This window comes from Nocardia sp. CA-145437 (genome assembly GCF_050956485.1).
GTDB lineage: Bacteria > Actinomycetota > Actinomycetes > Mycobacteriales > Mycobacteriaceae > Nocardia.
In genome coordinates, this window is sequence record NZ_CP191204.1 from 6,478,223 (window position 1) to 6,496,788 (window position 18,566).

The window sequence follows — 18,566 nt, forward strand, 5'->3', positions numbered from 1 at the left end:
ACGTCAGCGCACTACTCCCTGTCGATCGGGGCGGGGAAGGGACAGCGGGAAGCTATCCGCCGACCAACAGCCTAACGACCGTGCACCGGCTACTTGTCCGGCAGGTCTCCCTCTACCACTTCCGCGTCGACGATGTCGGGGTTGTCGGCGGATTTCACACCGGCGGCGGACCCGTCGTCGTCCTGGTCGTCGACCAGTTCGGCGTCCAGGGCGTCGTCGAGATCCTCGTCGTCGTACCAGCCGCTCTCGGCGTGGTGGCCGGTACCGGGCGCCGAGGCGGGGGCGGGGGCGTCCTCCCCGAGTTCGTCGCCGTAGTCGTCGTACTCGTCGTCGTAGTCGTCGTCGGCATACTCGCCTTCGGCGTAGTCGTCGTCGGCGTAGTCGTCCTCGTACTCGTCGTCCGCGTACTCGTAGCCGTCGTCCGCGTAGTCGTCGTACTCGTCATCCGCGTACTCGTCGTCGGCGACGGCGGGCGCAGTGGCCGGGCCGCCGAACCAGCGCGCACCGAGCAGGCCCACGTATCCGGCCACCGCGAACCACACGAACACCAGCACCGCGCTCAGCGCGGCCGGGCCGATCCGGCCGAAGGTGCCGAGCTCGCCGCCGGCCAGCGCGCCCAGCAGCGCCATGCCCACGGCCGCGACCCCGGCGGCGGTCAGCGTCGCCCACGGCGCGGTCGCCCGATCCCGGGAGGTGCGACCGCATTCCAGCCCCGACAGCACGCCGATCGCCGCGGGCGCCAGCAAGAGCACCAGCCACCACAGCGCCACCGGACCCGACGGCACCGCGGCCGCCACCGGCACCGCGGGCACCGGCGCACCGTCGATCGCGAACAGGCTCAACGATCCCGGGCCGATCCGCACCTGCCCGCCGACCAGCAGGCTCACCCCGTCGACCGCGATATTCGGCAGGTAGGCCAGCGACAGCAGCGTCAAACCCAGTGCGCCGGAGACGCTTCCGGCGGCCGCGTGATAGGTGTCGCCGATCCGGGACCAGTGCGCCAGGAACGACACCACGGTCAGCACGGCAGCGGCCGCCAGCAGCCGGCCGGCGGCCAGCGCACCCGCCCGGGCGCCGGGAACCACCCAGTCCGGCAGCGGAATCGGCAGCAGTTCCGCGAACTCGCGCCACCGGCGCGAACCGATACCGGCCATGGCGGCCAGCAGATTCAGCCAGGCGACCCAGGCGAACGCGGCCAGGGTGTCCGGCGGTTGCAGCGGCACCAGGGCCGCCGCGTCCTCGGCCACCGCCAGGCAGACCGCGGTGATCAGCAGCGGACCGCCGACGGCCGCGCCCAGCACCCAACCCAGATCGCGGATCTCGCAGTCGGAGTCGGCGGCCTGGGCGCTGTCGCGGGCCACCAGCCACAGCATCAGGAAGGTCGGCAGCAGCGGCCACAGGCCGATCCCGGTCTTGCCGATGACCAGCGGAACCTGGTGCACCGCAAGCCAGCTCGCGGCGATCGCCCCGGACGAGCCGCCCATGCCGCCGCCGGACGCGAACAACGTGGCGTACACCAGGATGAAGATGATCAGCAGCGTGATGGCCGACGCCCGCGCCGCCACCAGCATCAGGACCCGCGCGAATTCCGGGGTGAGCGAACCGAATCCCCCGCCGTCGCCCCCACCCCGCTGCACCCGCGGCCGCCGCGGCGCCCGCAGGTCGGGGTCGCTCAGGCGAGCCAGGGCAGTTCTCGGGGCACTCATGGACAACCAGCGTGGCAGCATCTCGGAAACCGTAGGGTCAGGCGCGCCGGGCGAGCGGCGCGCGGGCAAAGAGAACGGCCCCCGGTCGGATACCGGAGGCCGCACCTTTGACGCGGAAAACTACTTGTCGTCCTGGCCCGGACGGAAGGCGCGGGTGGCGTCCGCGGCCGGATCGGCCGCCTGCTCGCCACCGAACGGCTGCGCCGGGCGCTGCTGCTGCTGACCGCCGAAGTGCTGGGTCGCGTCCGCGCTGCCCGCGGGCTGCTGCTGCGCGCCGTAGGACGGCTGCTGGCCGAAGGACTGCTGCGGCTGCTGACCGTACCCGGGCTGCTGCTGACCGTAGGTCGGCTGCGAACCGGTGCCGTAGCCCGCGGGCTGCTGACCGTACCCGGCCTGCTGACCGTACGACGGCTGCTGACCGTAGGCGGGCTGGGCGGGCTGGCCGAAGGACTGCTGCGGCTGCTGGCCGAAACCGCCCTGCTGACCGTACGACGGCTGCTGGTAGGACTGCGGGCCGGTCTGGCTGAACGGCTGCTGCGGCTGCTGACCGAAACCACCCTGCGGCGCGGCCGGTTTCGGCTCCGGCGCCTTGACGATGCCGGCCTCGAACAGCAGCGCCAGCACCGCGACCACGGCCTGCACGAACGACAGGAACAGGATCACCCAGCCGCCCCACTTCAGCGTCATACTGTCGCCGAGGTTGAAGGAGCCGAACAGGATTCCCAGGAACGCACCCAGCGAGGCCGCCGCCGCCAGACCGGTGTTGCCGCTCTGCTTGGGCAGCAGGGACAGCCCGGCCACCAGGCCGGCGATCAGCAGGAGCGTCACCAGCGCCGCGGAGCCCGCGCTCTCGAACAGGCTGAAGGTGGTGTCACCGCCGACCCGGGTGTTGCCGATCTCGACGGCCTTGGTGCCGACATAGGGCGCGAAGCCCAGCAGGAAGTTGAGGACGCCGAGCGCGGCGACGCCGACGGTCAGGAAGAAAGGCAGCCCCTTGCCCGCAACAGGCGAGGTTCCCGAACCGGCCGCGGGAGCGCCCGCGCCGAATCCGGAACCGGAGGAAGGCGTCGGCTGGGGCGCGTTGTATCCCGAGCCCCCGGTCGGGTAAGCCATGTCGTCGTCTCCTATCGAGTCGTTCACGAACTTCCACCGACGCTACTGCACGCAGCGGCCGGTGGCAGCATCTACCACCACCCGTGCCTCTACCGCAATAGCCGATTCGGCGCAGTACCCGACGGCAGTACCCGCCCCCGCGCGTCCCCAAACGCCCGGCGCACGACGCGTTGCTCACACTCCCGCGAATCACGAAGGCCGCCTGTCGAATTCGACAGGCGGCCTTCGTATCAGCCATGGGGAGCAGGTGGGCCTGCGGCCCGCATCGGCATCAGCGGGGCACGAGAACCATCAAGCGCTGATGGAAGCCTTCTCCAGGATCTCGCGCGCGAGGGCGGCGGTCTCGGACGGGGTCTTGCCGACCTTCACGCCCGCGGCCTCGAGGGCGTCCTTCTTGGCCTGGGCGGTACCGGCGGAGCCGGAGACGATGGCGCCGGCGTGGCCCATGGTCTTGCCCTCCGGGGCGGTGAAGCCCGCGACGTAGCCGACGACCGGCTTGGTGACGTTGGCCTGGATATAGGCCGCGGCCCGCTCCTCGGCGTCGCCGCCGATCTCGCCGATCATGACGATGAGCTTGGTCTCCGGGTCCTTCTCGAACGCCTCGATGGCGTCGATGTGGGTGGTGCCGATGACCGGGTCGCCGCCGATGCCGATGGCGGTGGAGAAACCGAAGTCCCGCAGCTCGTACATCATCTGGTAGGTCAGGGTGCCCGACTTGGAGACCAGGCCGATCGGGCCCTTGCCCGCGATGTTGGCCGGGGTGATGCCGACCAGCGACTCACCCGGGGTGATGATGCCGGGGCAGTTCGGGCCGATGATGCGGGTCTTCTGACCCTTCTCGACGTTGTAGGCCCACGCGTACGCGGTGTCCTGCACCGGGATGCCCTCGGTGATGACCACGAGCAGCGGGATCTCCGCGTCGATGGCCTCGATGATGGCGTCCTTCGAGAAGGCCGGGGGAACGAACGCGATGGAGGTGTCGGCGCCGGTCTTCTCCATGGCCTCGGCCACGGAAGCGAACACGGGGAGCTCGACGGTGTTGCCGTCCTTGTCCACGTGCGACACGGTGGTGCCGGCCTTGCGGGCGTTGACACCGCCGACCACGTTGGTGCCCGCCTTCAGCATCAGAGCGGTGTGCTTGGTGCCCTCACCGCCGGTGATGCCCTGGACGATGACCTTGTTGTCCTTGTTCAGGAAGATAGACATGTGGGTTCGTGTCCTTACTTGGCGGCGGCCAGTTCGGCGGCCTTGTCGGCGCCTTCGTCCATGGTCTGAGCGAGAGTCACCAGCGGGTGGTTGAAGTCGGCGAGGATCTTGCGACCCTCCTCGACCTTGTTGCCGTCGAGGCGCACGACCAGCGGCTTGTTGGCCTCGGCGCCCAGGGTGTTCAGCGCGCCGACGATGCCGTTCGCGACCGCGTCACAGGCGGTGATGCCACCGAAGACGTTCACGAACACGGACTTGACCTGGGCGTCGCCCAGGATGACGTCGAGGCCGGCGGCCATGACGGCAGCCGAGGCGCCGCCACCGATGTCGAGGAAGTTGGCGGGCTTCACGCCGCCGTGGTTCTCACCGGCGTACGCGACGACGTCGAGGGTCGACATGACCAGACCCGCGCCGTTGCCGATGATGCCGACCTCACCGTCGAGCTTGACGTAGTTGAGGTCGTTCTCCTTGGCCTTGAGCTCGAGCGGGTCGGTGGCGTCGATGTCCGCGAACTCGGCGTGGTCGGCGTGGCGGAACTCGGCGTTCTCGTCCAGGGTGACCTTGCCGTCGAGGGCCAGGATCTCGTCGTTGGGGGTGCGCACCAGCGGGTTGACCTCGACCAGGGTGGCGTCTTCCTTGATGAAGACTTCCCACAGCTTCTGGATGGTGACCGCCGCGGCATCCAGGATGTCGGCCGGCAGGTGGCCCTGCTCGGCAATGCTGCGCGCGAAGGCCAGGTCCACGCCCTTGACCGCGTCGACCGGCACCTTGGCCAGACGATCCGGCTTGGTGGCGGCGACCTCTTCGATCTCCATGCCGCCCTCGACCGAGCACATGGCCAGGTAGGTGCGGTTGGAGCGGTCCAGCAGGAAGGAGATGTAGTACTCCGCCGCGATGTCCTTGGCCTCGGCGACCAGGACCTTCTTGGTGATGTGGCCCTTGATGTCCAGGCCCAGGATGTTGGTCGCGTGGGTGAAGGCGTCGTCCGGGGTGGCGGCGTACTTCACGCCACCGGCCTTGCCGCGGCCACCGACTTTGACCTGCGACTTGATCATCACCGGCTTGCCGATTTCTTCCGCGATCGCACGGGCGTCCTCGGCCGAGTCCGTGACGCGGCCCTCCGACGAAGGCACTCCGTGCTTCACGAAGAGTTCCTTCGCCTGATATTCGAAGAGATCCATGTACTCACCGTCTCGTCTGCGTTGTTGTGACAACGTCTTGGTTGGCGGCCCGTCGTCGGAGGCGGGTCGGCTCGGACTCTAATCAGTCACATGGAGCGGAAATCAGCCGCATACAGCCTAAGTGGCGCAGGTCACGGGATTGTCTCCGGGAGTGGAAAACCCCTCGTCAATGCTACTGACGGGTAGCTTGTTGACCCGGTGCCAGGTGGAGCCAGCGAATCCCGGAGCGTGACACTGGCTACTACGTGGCGTAGTTGACAAACCTCACGCGGTTACCCAAGGCACAGTGAGCACATTCCGGATAAACGAGTGATGAATGTCACAGCAGTGTGTCGAAGCAGTCCCATCGCTTGCTGAGCCGCAATCGTTTCGTTACCGTCGTTGCGGTCGATGTCACAACCCGGTCACGGACAGGAGGACGGCAGGCTTTGAGCGACAGCTCGTTCCCTTCGCAGCACCGGCCCCGCCGCGGCCACCGCTATCGCGAGGACGCGGATCATTCCGGCGGCGCAACGACATTCGATTCTCCTGTCAGTACCCACAGCGCGGTCGCCCACGGCGAGTGGGACGCGACCCAGGCCTGGAACGGCGGCGCCCAGTGGGAGCAGCCCGCCCAGCCGTGGGAGCAGCCCGCGCAGCAGTGGAACCAGCAGGCCCAGTGGGATCCGCAGGCGCAGTGGCAGTCCGACGCCGACTGGAACGGCGGCGCGCAGTGGGGTGACCCCCAGCAGCAGTGGGACCCCCAGCAGCAGTGGGACCCCCAGCAGCAGTGGGACGAGGCCCCGCAGTGGCAGCAGGCCGAATCCGACGACTGGCAGGCCGAACCGAACTGGGACTACAACGCCCAGACCACGGTGAACGGCTGGGCCGCACCGAATCCCACCGATTGGGCGCCGCAGTCGCGGACCAACTGGGATCAGACCGCGGACCCGACCCCCTCCGACAACTACCGACCGGTCTACAGCTTCAAGACCGCGTCCGGTGAGAAGCTCCAGTTCTCCGGCGACGGCGCCCGCGTCGATCACGGTGCGCTCGACGACTATTCGGCCGACGAGCCGCGTCCGGCCCGGACCGGCGGCAAGCGCCGCGCCGGCGGCTCGCACCGCCTACCCGCCCCGCCGACCGCCCTCAAGGGCCGGGCGGCCGTGGTCGCGGTCGCGGCCGGTGCGGTCGTGGCGGCCGGCCAGGCCACCATCGAAGCCTCGGCCAGCGACAGCAGCAATGTCGACTACCAGGCGGCCAACCAGGTTAAGGAGGTCGCCGCGACCTCCGTGGTCGGCGGTTCCGATACCACCGCGGGCTCCCCGCAGGTGCTGAACCCGAACGCGCCCGCGAACCTGGACCAGTTCAACGACATTCTGGCCAAGGGCAAGCAGTTCGCCGCCGACATGGCCAACCAGGAGGCCTCGAAGTACCGGCCGCTGTGGACCAAGTTCACCGCCGCGGGCACCTTCACCTCCGGCTTCGGCATCCGCTGGGGCGTCGCCCACCAGGGTGTGGACATCGCCGCCCCGATCGGCACCCCGATCTACGCGGTCGCCGACGGCACCGTGCTCGAGGCCGGGCCCGCTTCGGGTTTCGGAATGTGGGTCCGCCTGCTGCACGACGACGGCACGGTCACCATCTACGGCCACATCGACACCGCGACGGTCTCGCAGGGCCAGCGCGTGATGGCCGGCGATCAGATCGCCACGGTCGGCAACCGCGGGTTCTCCACCGGCCCGCACTGCCACTTCGAGGTCTGGCTCAACGGTGTCGACAAGATCGACCCGCTGCCCTGGCTGGCCTCCCGCGGCATCTCCCTGGGCCCCGAAAGGGACTGACCGGCCCCCGGAACAGCGAAAAGGCGCGTCCTGCGGGACGCGCCTTTCTCGTATCTCGCCGGGTCGGCGCCCTCGGTCCGGTCAGCGCCGGTTCGCGCGGTACCAGCCGATCAGCGCGTCCGTGGAGGAGTCCGCCTGCGGCTGTGGATCTTCCGCGGCGGTGAGCAACGGCGCCAGCGCCAGCGCCTGCTGCTTGCCGAGCTCCACACCCCACTGGTCGAAGCTGTCGATGCCCCAGATGGCGCCCTCGGTGAAGACCTGGTGCTCGTACAGGGCGATGAGCTGTCCGAGCACCGACGGGGTCAGCTGGGGCGCGAGAATGGCCGTGGAGGGCCGGTTCCCGGGCATCACCTTGTGCGGCACCAGGTTCGGGGCGGTGCCCTCGGCGGCGATCTCCTCGGCGGTCTTGCCGAAGGCCAGCACCTTGGTCTGGGCGAACAGGTTGCTCATCAGGATGTCGTGCATGCTGCCCGTGCCGTCCATGGTGGGCAGATCGTCGGTGGGGCGGGCGAATCCGATGAAGTCGGCGGGCACCAGCCGGGTGCCCTGGTGCAGCAGCTGGTAGAAGGCGTGCTGGCCGTTGGTGCCGGGCTCGCCCCAGAAGATCTCGCCGGTGGAGGTGGTGACCGGGGAGCCGTCGGCGCGCACCGATTTGCCGTTGGACTCCATGGTCAGCTGCTGCAGGTAGGCCGGGAAGCGGGCCAGGTCGTTGGAGTACGGCAGCACCGCGCGGGACTGGGCGCCGAAGAAGTTCGAGTACCAGACGCCGAGCAGACCGAGCAGGACCGGCGCGTTCTCAGCCAGGGGCGCGTTCCTGAAATGCTCGTCCACGGTGTGCATTCCGGCCAGGAATTCGGCGAAGCGCTCCTTGCCGACCACCGCCATCACCGACAGTCCGATGGCCGAGTCCACCGAGTAGCGGCCGCCGACCCAGTCCCAGAAGCCGAACATGTTGGCGGTGTCGATGCCGAAGTCCGACACCCGCTGCGCGTGCGTGGACACCGCCACGAAGTGCTTGGCGACCGCGTCCTCGCCGAGCGCCGCCACCAGCCAGCGGCGGGCCGCGGTGGCATTGGTGAGCGTCTCCAGGGTCGAGAAGGTCTTGGAGGCGACGATGAACAGCGTGGTGGCCGGGTCCAGGCCGTCGAGCTTCGAAACCAGGTCCGCCGGATCGACATTCGAGACGAAGCGGGCGGCGATGCCGGCGTCGGCGTAGTGCCGCAGCGCCAGGTACACCATGGCCGGGCCCAGATCGGAGCCGCCGATGCCGATGTTCACCACGGTGGTGATGCGTTCGCCGGTCGCGCCGCGCCACTCCCCAGAGCGCACGGCGTCGGTGAACGCGCCCATCCGCTCCAGCACGTCCTGCACCTCGGGGACGACGTCCTCGCCGTCCATGTCGATGTGGCCGCCCGCGGGGACCCGCAGCGCGACGTGCCCGACCGCGCGGTCCTCGGAGGTGTTGATCCGCTCCCCCGCGAACATGGCGTCGCGACGCCGCTCGACCCCGGCCGTCTCCGCCAATTCGACCAGCAGATCCAGGGTTTCGCGGGTGACGCGGTGCTTGGAGTAATCGATATGCAGGTCACCGACCCGCACGATCAACTCCCGGCCGCGCTCGGGGTCCTCGGCGAAGAACTCGCGCAGGTGCCGCGAGGCCAGAGAGGAGTGATGATCGTGCAGTTTCCGCCAGACCGCCGACGCGGTGATGTCGCTGCTCACTCTCGGCAGGTTACAACCACGGTGCCAAATTTGCCCTCCGCTTCGCTACGGGCGGGGCGAGGCTTTGCATGCGGTCCTACCCTGAGGACATGGTGTCTGAGACTGAGCTTCTTTCATCCATTCCCACACAGCTCTGGATCGGGGGGCCGGTGGACGCCACCGGCGGCGCGACCTTCCCCGTCCACAATCCGGCCACGGGTGAGGTCATCGCCCAGGTGGCCGACGCGACCCCCGAGGACGCGGTGCGCGCGCTCGACGCGGCGGCCGCGGTGCAGGCCGAGTGGGCCGCGACCCCGGCCCGCGAGCGCGGGGAGATCCTGCGCAAGGTCTTCGAGGCGATCACCGCGCGGGCCGACGAGTTCGCGCTGCTGATGACCCTGGAAATGGGTAAAGCCCTGCCGGAGAGCCGCAATGAGGTCCGCTACGGCGCCGAGTTCTTCCGCTGGTTCTCCGAGGAGGCGGTCCGGGTGCACGGCCGCTACCAGGCCGCCCCGGGCGGGACCGGTCGAATCCTGGTGCACAAGCAGCCCGTCGGGCCCTGCCTGGCCATCACGCCGTGGAACTTCCCGCTGGCCATGGGAACTCGCAAGATCGGCCCGGCGCTGGCGGCGGGTTGCACCATGATCGTGAAGCCGGCGGGCGAGACCCCGCTGACCATGCTGCTGCTGGCTCGGCTGTGCAGCGAGGCCGGGCTGCCGGACGGCGTGCTGTCGGTGATCACCACCTCGCGGTCGGGCGCGGTCACCGCTCCCCTGCTGAACGACCCGCGCCTGCGCAAGCTGACCTTCACCGGGTCCACCCCGGTCGGCAAGAAGCTGGTCGAGCAGTCGACGCACGGTCTGCTGCGCACCTCCATGGAGCTGGGCGGCAATGCCCCCTTCGTGGTCTTCGACGACGCCGACCTGGACGCGGCCGTACAGGGCGCGGTGCTGGCCAAACTGCGCAACGGCGGTGAGGCGTGCACCGCGGCCAACCGCTTCCACGTCCAGAATTCGGTTCGCCAGGAATTCACCGACAAGCTGGTGGCGGCCATGGCCGAATACCGGCTGGGCAATGGCGTGGACCCGGACACCACCCTGGGCCCGCTGATCAACGAGGACCAGCTCGACACCGTGAGCGATCTGGTGGACGACGCGGTGTCGGCGGGCGCGCAGGTGCAGCTGGGCGGCAAGGCCCCGGGCGGGGCGGGCTGGTTCTACCCGGCCACCGTGCTCACCGACATCCCGTCCCAGGCCCGCATCCTGCGGGAGGAGGTGTTCGGCCCGGTCGCCCCGATCGTCGGCTTCGACACCGAGGCCGAGGGCCTGGCGGCGGCGAACAACACCGAATTCGGCCTGGTCGCATACGTTTACACGCGCAGCCTGGACCGGGCGCTGCGGGTCGCCGAGGGCCTGGAGACCGGCATGGTCGGCGTCAACCGCGGCGTCATCTCCGACCCGGCCGCGCCCTTCGGCGGCGTGAAGGAATCCGGCTTCGGCCGGGAGGGCGGCTACGAGGGCATCGAGGAGTACCTCGACACCAAGTACATCGCCCTGCCCTAGGAAGACGAAGAACCGCCCCGGGGTCGAGACACCCGGGGCGGCCTGGGGGTGCTGCATCCGTGGCTCCGCATGCAGCGTGGCTTGTGTGTGCCCGCGATTCGCGACGCACCGCCTGTTGTATCGAGCCGGGCGACGCTCAGCGTTAACGGACCTTCCCGAGTCGGAAGGGTCCGGGGTTCAGGGGCGCAGCCCCTGAGAGTTACGAGAGTTGTTAATGGCCCAGCCGGCCGCGGCCCAGACGCAGCAGGAGCATGGCGAGGGTGTGCCCCTCCTGACCCAGCTCGCTGAATCGCTCGAGTACCTTCATCTCGCGGGAGTGGACGAGCTTGGGCCCGCCGTTCGCCATTCTGGTCCGTCCGATGATGCGCGAGACCTCGGTGCGGCGCTTGATGGCCGCGAGGATCTCGGCGTCCAGCTTGTCGATCTCCAGGCGCAGCTTTTCGATCTCCGCTTCGGAGGGCAGCGGGGCGGAGTCCGAGCCGGTGGCAGACTCGGAATGTCCCGTCGTCGAGATGCTCATACTTTCAACTCCTCGTGGTCCAGAACGTGGATCGGCGGGTGGACCCATCCTGTTACCGATCGGTTCTTCACCAAGAATCTGACCTGTCGGCCATACATTGTCCCCCCTGGAAAATCATTGTCTCCCCAGGATCGGGCTCAGGTGCACCGCGCCCTCGGTGAGCAGGTGTGTCGCACCGCGGTCGAGCCGGTCATAGGACGAGTCTGCCACGGAGAGGTACCCATGCAAAACGGGTACGTTTGTGAATCTCCTGAGTTTCCTCCTGTCACACGGTTCACCAGAAGTTCGCCGGACCGGCACTAATCGGACACCTGTGCGATCCCGCCCGACGGCTGTCGGTGCGCGCCGGTAGCGTGGATGGGCGATGAATACGACGGTGGCACAGGACGAGCAGAAGCCCCAGCAAGCGCGGGGTGGCGGAGTGTTGCTCGAAGGGTTGAATCCACAACAGCGCGCCGCGGTGATACACACCGGCACCCCGCTGCTGATCGTGGCCGGGGCCGGTTCTGGAAAGACCGCGGTCCTGACCCGTCGTATCGCCTATCTCCTCGACGCCCGCGGGGTGCGGCCGAGCGAGATCCTGGCCATCACCTTCACCAACAAGGCCGCCGCCGAGATGCGTGAACGCGTCGCCGGGCTGGTCGGCCCGCGCGCGGCCGGTATGTGGGTATCGACGTTCCACTCCTCCTGCGTGCGCATCCTGCGCACCCAGGCCTCGCTGCTGACGGGGATGAACTCCAACTTCTCCATCTACGACGCCGACGACTCCCGGCGGCTGCTGGGCATGATCATCCGCGATTTCGAGATCGACCCGAAGAAGTACACGCCGCGCCTGCTGGCCACCGCCATCTCGAACCTCAAGAACGAGCTCATCGACGCCGCCCAGGCCGCGGCCGACGCCGAGACCGAGGAGGCCGAGCTGCCGCGCATCGTGGCCCGGGTCTACGGCGAGTACCAGCGGCGGCTGCGCGCGGCCAACGCCTTCGACTTCGACGATCTGATCGGCGAGACGGTGTCGGTGCTGCAGCGGCATCCGCAGGTGGCCGAGTACTACCGCCGCCGCTTCCGGCACGTGCTGGTCGACGAGTACCAGGACACCAACCACGCCCAGTACGTGCTGGTGCGCGAGCTGGTCGGCCATCACCGCGGCGGGGCGTGGGGCGACGACCCGGACACCGGCTCCGAGCATCGGGTGCCGCCGTCGGAACTGTGCGTGGTGGGTGACGCGGACCAGTCGATCTACGCCTTCCGCGGCGCGACCATCCGCAATATCGAGGAATTCGAACGCGATTTCCCGGACGCGGAAACCATTCTGCTGGAACAGAACTACCGTTCCACCCAGCACATCCTGACCGCCGCCAACGCGGTCATCGCCCGCAACGAGGGCCGCCGCGACAAGAAGCTGTGGACCGATCAGGGCGACGGCGATCTGATCGTCGGGTACGTGGCCGACAACGAGCACGACGAGGCCTCGTTCGTGGCCCGCGAGATCGACCGGCTGGTGGATCAGGGCGACGCCAACTACGCGGATGTGGCGGTCTTCTACCGCACCAACAACAATTCGCGCGCCCTGGAGGAGATCTTCATCCGGATGGGCCTGCCCTACAAGGTGGTCGGCGGCGTCCGCTTCTACGAGCGCAAGGAGGTCCGCGACATCGTGGCCTACCTGCGGGTGCTGGAGAATCCGAACGACGCGGTGAGCTTGCGCCGGGTGCTCAACACCCCGCGGCGCGGGATCGGTGATCGCGCGGAGGCGTGTGTGGCCGTGCACGCCGAGCAGCGGAATATCGGTTTCGCGCAGGCGTTGCGGGATGCCGCCGCGGGCAAGGTCGCGCTGCTCAATTCCCGGTCGCAGAAGGCGATTTCGGGGTTCCTGGAGCTGCTGGAGGAGATCCGGGCGGCCGGAACGCAGGTCGCTGAGCACACTGGCGGCGCGGCCGCCGAGCACACTGGCGGCACCGCCGCCGTGGACTTCCCCGACGTGGGTTCGATCGTCGAGGCCGTACTGGATCGCACCGGATACCGGGCCGAGCTGGAGGCCTCCGACGATCCGCAGGACGGCGCGCGGCTGGACAACCTCAACGAATTGGTGAGCGTCGCACGGGAATTCAGTTCCGAGGCGCGCAACAATGTGGAGGCCGCGCGGGACGAGGGCCTGGTGCCCGAGCAGGCCGAGGGCGAGCCGGAGCCGGGGTCGCTGGCGGCGTTCCTGGAGCGGGTCTCGCTGGTGGCCGACGCGGACCAGATTCCCGAGGAGGGCTCGGGCGTGGTCACCCTGATGACCCTGCACACCGCCAAGGGCCTGGAGTTCCCGGTGGTGTTCGTGACCGGCTGGGAGGACGGCCAGTTCCCGCACATGCGCGCGCTGGGCGATCCGGCGGAGTTGCAGGAGGAGCGCCGCATCGCCTACGTCGGCATCACCCGGGCCCGCAAGCGCCTGTATCTGACCCGCGCGGTGGTGCGTTCGGGCTGGGGGCAGCCGGTGTCGAATCCGGAATCCCGCTTCCTGCAGGAGATTCCGGGTCATCTGATGGATTGGCAGCGGCTGGAGCCGACGCCCTCGCAGTCGCAGTCGCGCGGTTTCCGCCGCCGCGGCGAGGACGACGGCCTGGAACGGGATTGGACGCGCGGCGACGGTTGGTCGGACTCTCGTCCCGGTCTGCGCGGTCGCGGCGAGGGCCGGCCCGCTCCGGCGGCGGCCGGGGTGAAGCGCAACAACACCGGCCTGGTGCTGGCGGTCGGCGATCGCGTCAATGACGACAAGTACGGTCTGGGCCGGGTCATCGCGGCGGAGGGTTTCGGTGCGCTGGCCACCGTCACCATCGACTTCGGCACCGCGGGCAAGATCCGGCTGATCCCGTCCTACAGCCGGACCCTGACCAAGCTCTGATCAGCCGAGGCGGCTGAGGACGTCGTAGGCGCGCACGGCGTCCTCGGGGAACACCAGAATCCGGAAGTGGTCCTTCAGGTTCCGCCACCGGTGGATGCGCGCCGGCCCCAGCGTGGCGCGCACCCCGTGGCTGTTCAGCAGTTGCCGCACATGGCGTGCGGACCGCATGTCGTACGCGGTGGCAACGGCCACCAGCAGTCCGTAATCCCCGTCACCGGTGCGTGCCCGGAGTTTCATCCTCGACTCCCGTTGTCCTGCTTCGCTTTCAGCACCAACAGCTGTGCGCGCTCCCATGATGACATGGGACCGAAGGCGATTCGGGTGTTGCGCGAGGCCCTGGTCGCGCGGGGCCTCGCCTTCGGCTGAGAGGTCAGTCCACGTAGCCGCGCTGGATGATCGATTCGACGTCCACGCCCCCGGGCAGGGTGCCGAACGCGATGCCCCAGTCGCCGCCGAACCTGGTCTCGCAGAAGGCGTCCGCGACGGCCGGGTGGCCGTGCCGCACCAACTGCGCACCCTGCAGCACCAGCGCCATCAGCTCGACCACGCGGCGGGCCCGGTATTCGATGTCGGCGAAGTCGGTGAGCTCCTTGCCGATGCGGTCGATGGCCTCGTCCAGGTGGCGGTTGCCGCCGCGGGCCAGGTTGACCTCGTTGAAGAACGCCTCGACGGTCTCGGGTTGACGCCCCATGGCGCGCAACGCGTCCAGCGCCGCCACATTGCCCGAGCCCTCCCAGATGGACATGAGCGGGGCTTCCCGGTACAGCCGCGGCATGCCGGATTCCTCGGCGTAGCCGTTGCCGCCGAAGCATTCCAGCGCCTCGGCCGCGTGCGCGGGGGCTCGCTTGCACACCCAGTACTTGGTGACCGCCAGCGCGATGCGGCGCAGCGCGGCCTCGGCCGGATCGGCGTCGGCGCGGTCGGTGGCCCCGGCCAGGCGCATCATGACGGTGGTGGCAGCGTCGGATTCGATCACCAGGTCCGCCAGCACGTTTCGCATGGCGGGCTGGTCGATGAGCTTCTTGCCGAACACCTCCCGGTGGCGGGCGTGGTGGGTGGCGAAGACGACTCCGGCGCGCATGCCGGTGGCCGAGCCGATCACGCAGTCCAGGCGGGTCATATTGACCATCTCGATGATGGTCTTGACGCCCGCGCCCTCCGCGCCGACCAGCCAGCCGATGGCGTTCTCGTACTCGAGTTCGGAGGAGGCGTTGGACTTGTTGCCCAGCTTGTCCTTCAGCCGCTGGATGCGCAGCGCGTTGCGGGTGCCGTCGGGCAGCACCCGGGGCAGCAGGAAGCAGGACAGGCCGCCGGGAGCCTGGGCCAGGGTGAGGAACAGGTCGCCCATGGGGTGCGAGGTGAACCACTTGTGGCCGACGATGCGGTAGCTGCCGTCGGGCAGCGGGGTGGCGGTGGTGGTGTTGGCGCGGACGTCGGAGCCGCCCTGCTTCTCGGTCATGGACATGCCCGCGATGAGACCGGCCTTGGTGGACGGCTCGCGCAGGCCGAAATCGTACGTGCGCGAGGCGAGCAACGGCTCATACTCGGCGGCGAGTTCCGGATTGTGGCGCAGCGCGGGCACCACCGCGTAGGTCATGGAGATCGGGCACATGTGCCCGGCGTCGGCGATGCCCCAGGTGAAGAATTTGGCGGCGCGGGCGGTGTGCGCGCCCGGCCGGTCGTCGCGCCACGGCGCGCCGTGCAGGCCATGGGTGACCGCGACATCCATCAGGTTGTGCCAGTACGGGTGGAATTCCACCTCGTCGATGCGGTGGCCGTAGCGGTCGTGGGTGTGCAGGACCGGCGGGTACTCGTTGGCGACCCGGCCCCACTCTTGCGCCTCGACCCCGCCCGCGAGCGCGCCCAGTTCCCGCACCTCGGCCTCGGCCCAGCCCGCGCCCTCCCGGTGCAGGCCCTCGATCAGCGCGGGGTTGCGGGAGTTGTCGAACGGGGAGATGGGCGGCACCTGGTTGAAGACGTCGTGGGTGTGCATGACGGGTGACTCCTATTCGTGGGGGACGCCGCGGGCTTCGGCGGGGACGCCGAGGGCGCGCAGGGCGAAGGCGACCAGTTCCGGCAGCACCGACTCACTCTGGAGCTGCTGGGAGAGCGGGCCGACCAGCACCTCGCCGATCGCGCCGACCAGCGCGGTGGCGGAGGTCGCCGGATCCTGAGGCGGCAGTTGGCCATGGGCGATGCCGTCGGCGATGGCGGCCACGTAGGTCTCGGCGAAGGCCCGGCGGAAGCGCAGGCGTTCGGCGTCGACGGCGGTGTCCACGGGCTCGGCGAGCAGCACGTAGGCGAGTTTGGGGTTCTTGAGGGCGCGGCCCGCGAAGGTCTCGACGGCCGCGGTGACCCGGTCGGAGGCGGTGCGGCCCGCCCCCGCCGCGCCCGCTTCGGCGACGGCATCGACCTCGCGGGTGACGACCTCACGGAAGACGGCGGTGACGAGTTCGGACTTGCCGCTGAAGTTCTTGTAGACGGTGCCGGTGGCGACGCCGGCCTCGGCGGCGACGGCGGCCATGGACAGTCCGGCGAAGCCGTCGCGGGAGAGGACGGTCATGGCCGCGCGCACGATCGACCCCGCCTGAGCGTCCAGTCGAGCCTGGACAGCGGGTGTTCTCCGATAGGCCATGCAAGAAGTGAACCATCGATTCATTTCTTGACGCAACCCCGGGTTTACGGCGTAACGTCGGCCGCGTGACAGTACGAGTGGAGCGCAACGGCCCCGTCTACACCGTGATCCTGCACCGCCCCCAGGCCCGCAACGCGGTGGACGGCCCGACCGCGAAAGCCCTGGCCGACGCCTTCCGCGAGTTCGACGCCGACCCCACCGCCGCGGTCGCCGTGCTGTGGGGCGACGGCGGCACCTTCTGCGCCGGCGCCGACCTCAAGGCGCTGGGCACCGAACGCTCCAACCAAGTCACCGAGGACGGCGACGGGCCCATGGGCCCCACCCGCATGAAACTGTCCAAGCCGGTCATCGCCGCGGTCTCCGGCTACGCGGTCGCGGGCGGCATCGAGCTGGCGCTGTGGTGCGATCTGCGAATCGCGGAGCAGGACAGCACTTTCGGCGTCTTCTGCCGCCGCTGGGGCGTGCCGCTCATCGACGGCGGCACGGTGCGGCTGCCGCGCATCATCGGCGAGGGCCGCGCCATGGATCTGATCCTCACCGGCCGCGCCGTCGGGGCCCCCGAGGCGCTGCAGATCGGCCTCGTGAACCGGGTGGTGCCGAACGGCGAATCCCGGCGCGCCGCCGAGGAACTCGCGCTCGAACTGGCGGCGCTGCCGCAGACCTGCCTGCGCTCGGACCGGATGTCGGTGCTGGAGCAGGACGGGCTCGAGGAGCCGGCGGCGATCTCCAACGAACTGCGGCACGGCACGAAGGCCCTCATGGACGGCGCGCTCGACGGCGCCCAGCGTTTCGCCGCGGGCGCCGGACGGCACGGCAACAGCGCGTAGTCAGCGCAGCCGCAGCGCGAATCGGGGCCGTCGGAGCGACCGTGCGAGCGGTGGGGTGGCAGCCCGGCTCGGCACGGCGGGCCGCCTCGCGGAAGCCCCGTATACGCCCGGCAGCGCCCTGCCGGACCGATCGGTACGCTAGCCGTTCGATGAATCGGCTGAGCGTGCTGGACGAGATCTTCCTGCGGTCGCATCGGGGTCTGGGCACCCCGATCGTCCTGCAGGGACTCTGGCGTACCGCCGAACCCGTGCATCCGGCCCTGCTGTGGCGGGTGCACCGCGATCTGCGCACCGGGCCGCTGGGCCGGCGCGTGGTCCGCTCCCGGGTGCCCGGGGCGCGGCCGCGCTGGCAGCCCAACGAGTCCGCCCACCCGTTCACCATGACTAGCGAGCCGATCCCGGTCGCCGCGATCCTGGAGTGGGCCGACCGGCAGGGCGAGGACCTGAACCCGGAGACCGGGCCCGGCTGGCGGCTCTCGGCGGCGCGGCTCGACGACGGCGGCTGCCTGGTCGCGCTGACCTGCTCGCACGCCCTGGCCGACGGGCGGGCACTGACCCTGGCCATCGACAACGCGCTGTCGGGCATTCCGCTCGCGGCTCCCGTTGCGGGGCATTCGGATTGGGCCGACGCGCGCGGCATGTGGGCGACCGTGCTGGGCGGAACCGCTCGCGCGCTGCGCCGCGGCATCCCGGCGCGACCGGTCCCGAACGCCGACCGCGAGACGGTATCGGGCGGCGGGAAATCCGGTGACCGACCGGCCACCCGCGCGACCGTGCTGCAGATTCCGGCCCGCGACTGGAATCGCGTCGCCGTCGCACACGCGGGGACGGCCAACAGCCTGTTCGTCTACGTGATCGCGAAAATGCTGTGGGCCGGCGGATTCCAGCCCGACACCATCGCGGCGAGCCTTCCCGTCGACACCCGCGACGAACCGCGCGTGGACAACGACATGTCCATGACCGAGATCGCCATCACCCGCGACGACACCCCGGCCTCCTTGCGGCAGCAGGCCCGCCGGGCCTACGAGCACCGCATGACCAGCCCCGGCGGCATTCCCGAGGAACTGCTCCAGGTCATCCCCGACCGCTGGGCGTACCGGCTGGCCAAGGGCGCGGGCGAGCGGGACATCCTGTGCTCCAATATCGGCAATCTGCCCGAATCGCTACTGGCGCTGGGGCCGCACGCCTGCACCGGCGTGGCGGCGCGCGCCATCCACCCCGGGTTGCGGCTCGACGCCCTGCCCCGCACCCGGCTGTCCGGGTACCTGACCCGGATCGCCGACACCTACACGCTGTCGCTGGTGAGCCTGGACCCCGATGCTATCCCCACGGCCGCGGCGCTCACGGCGCTGGCCGACGCGCAACTGTCCGCGCTCGGCCTGCCGTCCACCCGCTGGTGACG

The 18,566-nt window shown here is 69.6% G+C and carries 14 protein-coding genes; 5 read left to right on the forward strand and 9 right to left on the reverse strand.

Going from position 1 to position 18,566, the window contains the following annotated elements; genetic code table 11:
- Window positions 1–89: 89 nt before the first annotated feature.
- The 4 genes from ACQPYY_RS30210 to sucC all read right to left on the reverse strand — a co-directional run bounded on the left by ACQPYY_RS30210 (window position 90) and on the right by sucC (window position 5,206).
- Entirely contained in the window at window positions 90–1,706 is a 1,617-nt protein-coding gene (locus ACQPYY_RS30210; protein ID WP_433591877.1) for a cell division protein PerM, read from the reverse strand.
- 120 nt (window positions 1,707–1,826) lie between these two features.
- On the reverse strand, window positions 1,827–2,819 hold the full coding sequence (locus ACQPYY_RS30215; RefSeq protein WP_433591878.1) for a DUF5336 domain-containing protein: 993 nt from the start codon (window positions 2,817–2,819) through the stop codon (window positions 1,827–1,829).
- 291 nt (window positions 2,820–3,110) lie between these two features.
- Window positions 3,111–4,025, reverse strand: a complete 915-nt coding sequence (gene sucD / locus ACQPYY_RS30220; protein WP_357280709.1) for a succinate--CoA ligase subunit alpha — start codon at window positions 4,023–4,025, stop codon at window positions 3,111–3,113.
- 14 nt (window positions 4,026–4,039) lie between these two features.
- The gene (sucC, locus tag ACQPYY_RS30225; RefSeq protein WP_357280711.1) at window positions 4,040–5,206 is read right to left on the reverse strand and encodes an ADP-forming succinate--CoA ligase subunit beta; all 1,167 of its coding nucleotides are present in this window, start codon (window positions 5,204–5,206) and stop codon (window positions 4,040–4,042) included.
- Between the two features lie 854 nt (window positions 5,207–6,060).
- Here sucC and ACQPYY_RS30230 point away from each other — a divergent pair.
- Window positions 6,061–7,029 (forward strand): M23 family metallopeptidase, encoded by a 969-nt coding sequence (locus tag ACQPYY_RS30230; RefSeq protein WP_379095720.1) that lies wholly within the window; start codon window positions 6,061–6,063, stop codon window positions 7,027–7,029.
- Between the two features lie 81 nt (window positions 7,030–7,110).
- Here the strand turns inward: ACQPYY_RS30230 and pgi are convergent, their stop codons facing one another.
- A complete protein-coding gene (gene pgi, locus ACQPYY_RS30235; RefSeq protein ID WP_379092660.1) occupies window positions 7,111–8,751 on the reverse strand; it encodes a glucose-6-phosphate isomerase in 1,641 nt (546 codons plus the stop codon).
- Between the two features lie 89 nt (window positions 8,752–8,840).
- Here pgi and ACQPYY_RS30240 point away from each other — a divergent pair, with 89 nt between their 5' ends.
- On the forward strand, window positions 8,841–10,292 hold the full coding sequence (locus ACQPYY_RS30240; RefSeq protein ID WP_433591879.1) for an NAD-dependent succinate-semialdehyde dehydrogenase: 1,452 nt from the start codon (window positions 8,841–8,843) through the stop codon (window positions 10,290–10,292).
- A gap of 211 nt (window positions 10,293–10,503) precedes the next feature.
- On the opposite strand, the gene ACQPYY_RS30245 is transcribed toward ACQPYY_RS30240, so the two are convergent.
- Window positions 10,504–10,812, reverse strand: coding sequence for a chorismate mutase (locus tag ACQPYY_RS30245; RefSeq protein WP_357091322.1), 309 nt, complete (start codon window positions 10,810–10,812; stop codon window positions 10,504–10,506).
- Window positions 10,813–11,176: 364 nt separating this feature from the next.
- On the opposite strand from ACQPYY_RS30245, the gene ACQPYY_RS30250 reads away from it, so the two are divergent.
- Window positions 11,177–13,702 carry a UvrD-helicase domain-containing protein gene (locus ACQPYY_RS30250; protein ID WP_433591880.1) on the forward strand — a complete coding sequence of 842 codons (2,526 nt, stop codon included), beginning with the start codon at window positions 11,177–11,179 and terminating at the stop codon, window positions 13,700–13,702.
- On the opposite strand, the gene ACQPYY_RS30255 is transcribed toward ACQPYY_RS30250, so the two are convergent.
- From ACQPYY_RS30255 to ACQPYY_RS30265, 3 genes are all read right to left on the reverse strand, one after another.
- A complete protein-coding gene (locus tag ACQPYY_RS30255) occupies window positions 13,703–13,939 on the reverse strand; it encodes a hypothetical protein (RefSeq protein WP_379092651.1) in 237 nt (78 codons plus the stop codon).
- Window positions 13,940–14,072: 133 nt separating this feature from the next.
- Window positions 14,073–15,695: an acyl-CoA dehydrogenase family protein gene (locus ACQPYY_RS30260; RefSeq protein WP_433591881.1), complete on the reverse strand. Its 1,623-nt coding sequence runs from the start codon at window positions 15,693–15,695 to the stop codon at window positions 14,073–14,075.
- A 12-nt stretch (window positions 15,696–15,707) separates the two neighbouring features.
- Complete coding sequence (locus ACQPYY_RS30265; RefSeq protein ID WP_433591882.1) at window positions 15,708–16,337, reverse strand: TetR/AcrR family transcriptional regulator; 630 nt, start codon at window positions 16,335–16,337, stop codon at window positions 15,708–15,710.
- Between the two features lie 65 nt (window positions 16,338–16,402).
- Between ACQPYY_RS30265 and ACQPYY_RS30270 the strand changes: the two genes are divergently transcribed.
- Together ACQPYY_RS30270 and ACQPYY_RS30275 are read left to right on the forward strand one after the other, a co-directional pair.
- Window positions 16,403–17,164: a crotonase/enoyl-CoA hydratase family protein gene (locus tag ACQPYY_RS30270; protein ID WP_433591883.1), complete on the forward strand. Its 762-nt coding sequence runs from the start codon at window positions 16,403–16,405 to the stop codon at window positions 17,162–17,164.
- A 149-nt stretch (window positions 17,165–17,313) separates the two neighbouring features.
- Complete coding sequence (locus tag ACQPYY_RS30275; protein WP_433591884.1) at window positions 17,314–18,564, forward strand: hypothetical protein; 1,251 nt, start codon at window positions 17,314–17,316, stop codon at window positions 18,562–18,564.
- Window positions 18,565–18,566: the final 2 nt, after the last annotated feature.